This window comes from Mycobacterium sp. KBS0706, from assembly GCF_005938675.2.
GTDB lineage: Bacteria > Pseudomonadota > Alphaproteobacteria > DSM-16000 > Inquilinaceae > Inquilinus.
Genome location: NZ_VCCH02000200.1, coordinates 1 through 5,581, shown reverse-complemented (window position 1 = coordinate 5,581; position 5,581 = coordinate 1). Strand labels below are relative to the sequence as shown.

3 protein-coding genes are annotated in these 5,581 nt (G+C 72.0%); all 3 read right to left on the bottom strand.

The genetic code is table 11. The features are described 5' to 3' along the window. Positions 1–23 precede the first annotated feature (23 nt). The 3 genes from FFK22_RS40770 to cobN all read right to left on the bottom strand — a co-directional run bounded on the left by FFK22_RS40770 (position 24) and on the right by cobN (position 5,509). Positions 24–1,502 (bottom strand): cobyric acid synthase, encoded by a 1,479-nt coding sequence (locus FFK22_RS40770; RefSeq protein WP_306770257.1) that lies wholly within the window; start codon positions 1,500–1,502, stop codon positions 24–26. Between the two features lie 150 nt (positions 1,503–1,652). Then, the gene (cobO, locus tag FFK22_RS40765) at positions 1,653–2,279 is read right to left on the bottom strand and encodes a cob(I)yrinic acid a,c-diamide adenosyltransferase (protein WP_221939266.1); all 627 of its coding nucleotides are present in this window, start codon (positions 2,277–2,279) and stop codon (positions 1,653–1,655) included. Continuing rightward, the gene (gene cobN / locus FFK22_RS40760; RefSeq protein ID WP_306770258.1) at positions 2,276–5,509 is read right to left on the bottom strand and encodes a cobaltochelatase subunit CobN; all 3,234 of its coding nucleotides are present in this window, start codon (positions 5,507–5,509) and stop codon (positions 2,276–2,278) included. Before cobN ends, cobO begins: the two co-directional genes overlap by 4 nt. Positions 5,510–5,581 lie beyond the last annotated feature (72 nt).

Below are 5,581 nucleotides of genomic sequence, written 5' to 3'. Positions count from 1 at the left end.
AAGCTATCGCAAAGCGACCTGTGTCAGCCCGGAAGACCGGCGATGGCAGCCAGCGCCGGCAGGTCGAGATGCCGTTCCAGATGGTTGGCCAGCCCGTCCAGCGTGGCATCGACCGTGGCGTCATAGGCCAGGCCATCCGCGGCGCGCGGCTTGAGCCCGGCCAGGAAGGCGGCGCGGAAGCCGTCGGCCGCGAACAGGCCGTGGACGTAGCAGCCGGCAACGCGGCCGTCCGGAGACATGGCGCCGTCCGGGCGGCCGTCCAGGTCGAGCAGCGGACGGACCAAAGCCGGCCCCTCGGTGCGGCCGACATGCATCTCATAGCCGCGGATCGCGGTGCCGGTCGGCCGGTGCGTGCCGGCGACGGCGACCAGGCTCTTGTCCGGCGTCATCACCGTCTCGAGGTCGAGCAGCCCGAGCCCGTCAGCCGAGCCCGGCGCGCCGTCGATGCCGTCCGGGTCGTGCAGCCGCCGGCCCAGCATCTGGAAGCCGGCGCAGAGGCCCAGCACCCTGCCGCCGCGCCGGACATGCGCGGCGAGGTCAATGTCCCAGCCCTGGGCGCGCAGGAAGGCGAGGTCGCCGATGGTCGATTTCGACCCCGGCAGCAGCACCAGGTCGGCATCGCCCGGCAGGGCCTCGCCGGGCGGCACCATGCGCACCGCCACATCCGGCTCCAGCCGCAGCGGATCGAGATCGTCGAAATTGGCGATGCGCGACAGCACCGGCACGGCGACGGTGATCGCCCGGCCGCGCGGCGTCTCGATCTCGGCCAGGGCGTTGGCGTCCTCGGCCGGCAGCCGGGCGGCCTGGGGCCAATGCGGCACGATGCCGAGGCCGCGCCAGCCGGTGCGATCCTCGACGATCCGCACGCCGTCGGCGAACAGCGCCGCGTCGCCGCGGAAGCGGTTGATGATGAAGCCCTGGATCCGCGCGGCCTCTTCCGACGCGATCACCGTATGGGTGCCGACCAGGCTGGCGATGACGCCGCCGCGATGGATGTCGGCGACCAGCACCACCGGCAGGTCGGCGGCCTCGGCAAAGCCCATATTGGCGATGTCGCCGGCGCGCAGGTTGACCTCGGCCGGGCTGCCGGCGCCCTCGACCAGCACCAGGTCGGCCTCGGCCGACAGGCGGGCGAAGCTGTCCAGCACAGCCGCCAGCAGCTGCGGCTTGCGGCCGGCATAGTCACGGGCCTTCAGCGTGGCGATGCGGCGGCCCTGGACGATCACCTGGGCGCCGGTCTCGGTCTCCGGCTTCAGCAGCACCGGGTTCATGTGCACGGTCGGATCGACGCCGCAGGCCCGCGCCTGCAGCGCCTGGGCCCGGCCGATCTCGCCGCCATCGGCGGTCACCGCGGCGTTGTTCGACATGTTCTGCGGCTTGAACGGCCGCACCCGCAGGCCGCGCCGGGCGAACACCCGGCACAGCCCGGCGACGACCAGCGACTTGCCGACATCGGAGCCGGTGCCCTGGATCATCAGGGCGGGAGGCTTACTCTGCGGCACGGCCGGTAATCCCCCTCACCCGAAATCGCTGCGCGATTTCGACCTCTCTCCAAGGAGAGGTGAAATGGGCTCGGCTCAGAAACCCCTCTCCTCGGGGAGAGGGAGGGGCCCGGCGCCGCGGGCGACGGGAGGGTGAGGGGGAAGCCCTCATCAGAACTCGATCCCGGCCTGCGCCTTCACGCCGTCGCGGAACGGGTGCTTGATCAGGGTCATCTCGGTGACCAGGTCGGCGATCTCGATCAGCTCGTCCTTGGCGTTGCGGCCGGTGACGATGACATGGGTGTCCGCCGGCTTCTCGTCGCGCAGGAAAGCCACCACCTCCTCGATCGGCAGATAGTCGTAGCGCAGCACGATGTTCAGCTCGTCCAGCAGCACCAGGCGATAGGAGGGGTCGCGGATCATCGCCTTGGCGGCGTCCCAGGCGGCACGGGCGGCGGCGATGTCGCGCTCGCGGTCCTGCGTCTCCCAGGTGAACCCCTCGCCCATCGCGGCGATGGTCACGAGATCCGGGAACCGCTCCAGCACATGGCGCTCGCCGGTGTCCCAGCTGCCCTTGACGAACTGGACCACGCCGGTGCGGAAGCCGTGGCCGATCGAGCGCAGCACCATGCCGAAGGCCGCCGTCGACTTGCCCTTGCCCTTGCCGGTGTGGACGATCAGCAGGCCCTTCTCGATGGTCTTGCCGGCCAGCATCCGGTCGCGCACCGCCTTCTTCTTCGCCATCTTCTCGGCGTGGCGGGCGTTGATCTCGTCCTCGGTCATGCCCTCGGTGTTCATGAGTGGGACTCCTTCGTCATCAGGTCGAGCTCATGGGTGACGGCATTGGCGCGCGGCTGCCACAGGCCGCGGTCCAGCGCCTCCTGCAGCCGCTCGGCGATCTCGCGCGCCGCCGCCGGGTTAGCCTGCTCCAGGAAGGCCCGCACCTCGGGGTCGCCGAGCATCGCATCGTAGACCAGGTCGAACTGGTGGTCGGCGACGGCGTCGGTGGTGGCGGCGAAGGCGAACAGATAGTCCACCGTCGCCGCCATCTCGAAGGCGCCCTTGTAGCCGTGGCGCATCACGCCGCGGATCCATTTCGGGTTCACCACCCGGGCACGGACCACGCGGGCGATCTCCTCGCGCAGGGTGCGGATCACCGGCCGCTCGGGGCGCGAATGGTCGTTGTGCCAGACCGCCGGCCGGCTGCCGGACAGGTGGTGGATCGCCGCCGCCAGCCCGCCCTCGAACTGGTAGTAGTCGTCGGAATCGAGCAGGTCGTGCTCGCGGTTGTCCTGGTTGTGGACGACGGCCTCGACCTTCTCCAGCCGGCGGGCGAACAGGTCGTGCGCCGCGGCGCCCTCGGCGCCGTCGCCATAGGCCCAGCCGCCCCATTCCAGATAGACGCGGCCGAGATCGGCCTCGTCGCGCCACAGCCTCTCGTCGATCATCGCCTGCAGCCCGGCGCCATAGGCCCCGGGCTTGGAGCCGAACACCCGGAAACCGGCGCGGCGCCGGGCCTCGGCCTCTTCCATCCCGCCCGCGACCTGCGCCGCCGTCTCGGCCCGCACCCGGGCGGCCAGAGGGTTCGCATCCTCCGGCTCGTCCAGCGCGGCGACGGCGCGGACGGCGCTGTCGAACAGGTCGATCTGGCTGGGGAACGCGTCGCGGAAGAAGCCGGAGACGCGCAGGGTGACATCGACCCGCGGCCGGCCCAGCACGCTTTCCGGCATCACCTCGAAGCCGGTGACGCGGCGGGACGCCGGGTCCCAGCGCGGCTGCACGCCGAGCAGCGCCAGGGCCTGGGCGATGTCGTCGCCACCGGTGCGCATGTTGCTGGTGCCCCAGGCGCTGAGCGCCATCGAGCGCGGCCAGTCGCCATGCTCCTGCCGGTGCCGCTCGACCAGCAGCGAGGCCGATTTCCAGCCGAGATGCCAGGCGGCCGGGGTCGGCACCGTGCGGCTGTCGACCGAATAGAAGTTGCGCCCCGTGGGCAGCACGTCCAGCCGGCCGCGGGTCGGCGCGCCGGAGGAGCCGGGCGGCACGAAGCGGCCGGCCAGCCCCCGCAGCAGCCCGTCGATCTCGGCGGCGCCGGAGCGGTCGACCGAGGGGGCGACCGTGGCCGCGATCTCCGCCAGCACGGCGGCGGTGGCGGTCCAGGCAGGGTCCGGCACTCGGGTGCCGGCGACCAGATCCCGCGCGACTGCCTCCAGCCGCTCGACCGTGTCGCCATGGCTGCGCCAGCCCGTCTCCGGCCCCAGCACAGCGGGCCGCGGTCCGCCCCAGGCATCGCCGAAGCGGCAGTCGAGCGGGTCGAAGCCGAGGCCGAGATCATTTGCCAGGGCGCGGATCAGCGAGGCGTCGCCGCCCTGCCCGGCCCCGCGCGGCACCCGGGTCAGCGCCACCAGCAGGTCGGTGCGCTGGTCGCCCTCGGGCGAGCGGCCGAAGATGTGCAGCCCGTCGCGGATCTGCATCTCCTTCAGCTCGCAGAGATGGTTGTCGATCTGCGCCAGAGCGGAGTCGGAATCGGCATCCGCCGCCACGCCGCAATCGCGGTCCAGCCCGGTCGACCGGGCGAGGTCGAGGATGCGGTCGCGCAGATGCTTGAGCCGGCGCGGGTCCATGCCCGCGGCCTCGTAATACTCATCGACCAGCGCCTCCAGGTCCTTCAGCGGGCCATAGCTCTCGGCCCGGGTCAGCGGCGGCGTCAGGTGGTCGATGATCACGGCGGCGGCGCGGCGCTTGGCCTGGGTGCCCTCGCCCGGATCGTTGACAATGAAGGGATAGAGATGCGGGACCGGGCCGAAGGCGGCCTCCGGGAAGCAGTCCTGCGACAGCGCCAGCGCCTTGCCCGGCAGCCATTCCAGATTGCCGTGCTTGCCCATATGGACGACGGCCTGGGCGCCGAAGCCCTGCCGAAGCCAGGCATAGAAGGCCAGGTAGCCATGTGGCGGCACCAGGTCGGGGTCGTGATAGGTTGCCTCCGGGTCGATGTTGTAGCCGCGCGCCGGCTGCACGCCGATGACGACATGGCCGAAGCGATGCACCGCCAGGCGGAAGCTGCTGCCCTCGATGAAGGGATCGGCTTCGGGCACGCCCCAGCGGTTGGTCACGGCGGTCCGGACGGCCTCGGGCAGGCTGTCGAAGTAGGTCCGGTACTCGGCCAGCGGATAGGACACGCCGCCGGTACGGCCGGCCCGGTCCGCCAGCGCGTTGGTCGGGCCGGCGGAGACCCGGGCCATCAGCGCGGCGGCATCGGCCGGAACGTCCTCGACCCGGCAGCCGGCTTCGGCCAGGGCGCGCAGCACCTCGACCGTCCCGGCCGGGGTGTCGAGGCCGACGCCGTTGCCGAGGCGGCCATCGCGGTTCGGGTAGTTGGCCAGCACGAGCGCGACCTTGCGCCCGCCTGCTGGTGTCCGGCGCAGCCCGGCCCAGGCGGCGGCGAGGTCGGCGACAAAGCCGATCCGATCGGGCACCGGGCGGTAGGACACCACGGTGCATTCGGTCAGCGGATCCCAGCGCGCCTCGGACTTGAACGACACGGCGCGGGTCAGGACGCGGCCGTCGATCTCGGTCAGGGCCACGTTCATCGCCAGATCCTGGGCCGACAGGCCGCGCGTGCCCTCGCGCCACGCCGCCTCGGCGCCGCCGGCGAACACCAGCTGCAGGACAGGGCAGTCCGCCGCGTCGAACGGCGTCGGCTGGGCCGGGCCGCCGGGGCTGGAGACGGCGAAGCTGGTGGCGTTGAGGATCACCGCCGGCTGGTGGCGGGCGAAAGCGTCGGCCACCAGCTCGGCCGAGACCGCGTCCTTGAGGCTGGAGACGAAGATGGGCAGCGGGTTCAGCCCGCGCTCGCGCAGCGCCGCCACCAGCGCATCGACCGGCGCCAGGTTCCCGGCCTGCACGAGGGCACGGTAGAAGACGAGGCCGATGACGGGGGCGGTGGTGGTGTCCCCGTCTTCTTCCCCGACGCCTTCCTTTTGAGTCCCCCCTCCCCTCGCGGGAGGGGGTAGGGGGAGGGGGTTGTCGATCGAAGGATTCGGTGTCCCTTTTCGGCCCTCGGGTTTCGGCCCTTGCGGCTCGAACCCCCTCCCCCTACCCCC

Bases quoted from the DNA above. Each gene is read 5' to 3' on its own strand.
- cobO (WP_221939266.1), bottom strand. From the start codon at position 2,279: ATGAACACCGAGGGCATGACCGAGGACGAGATCAACGCCCGCCACGCC.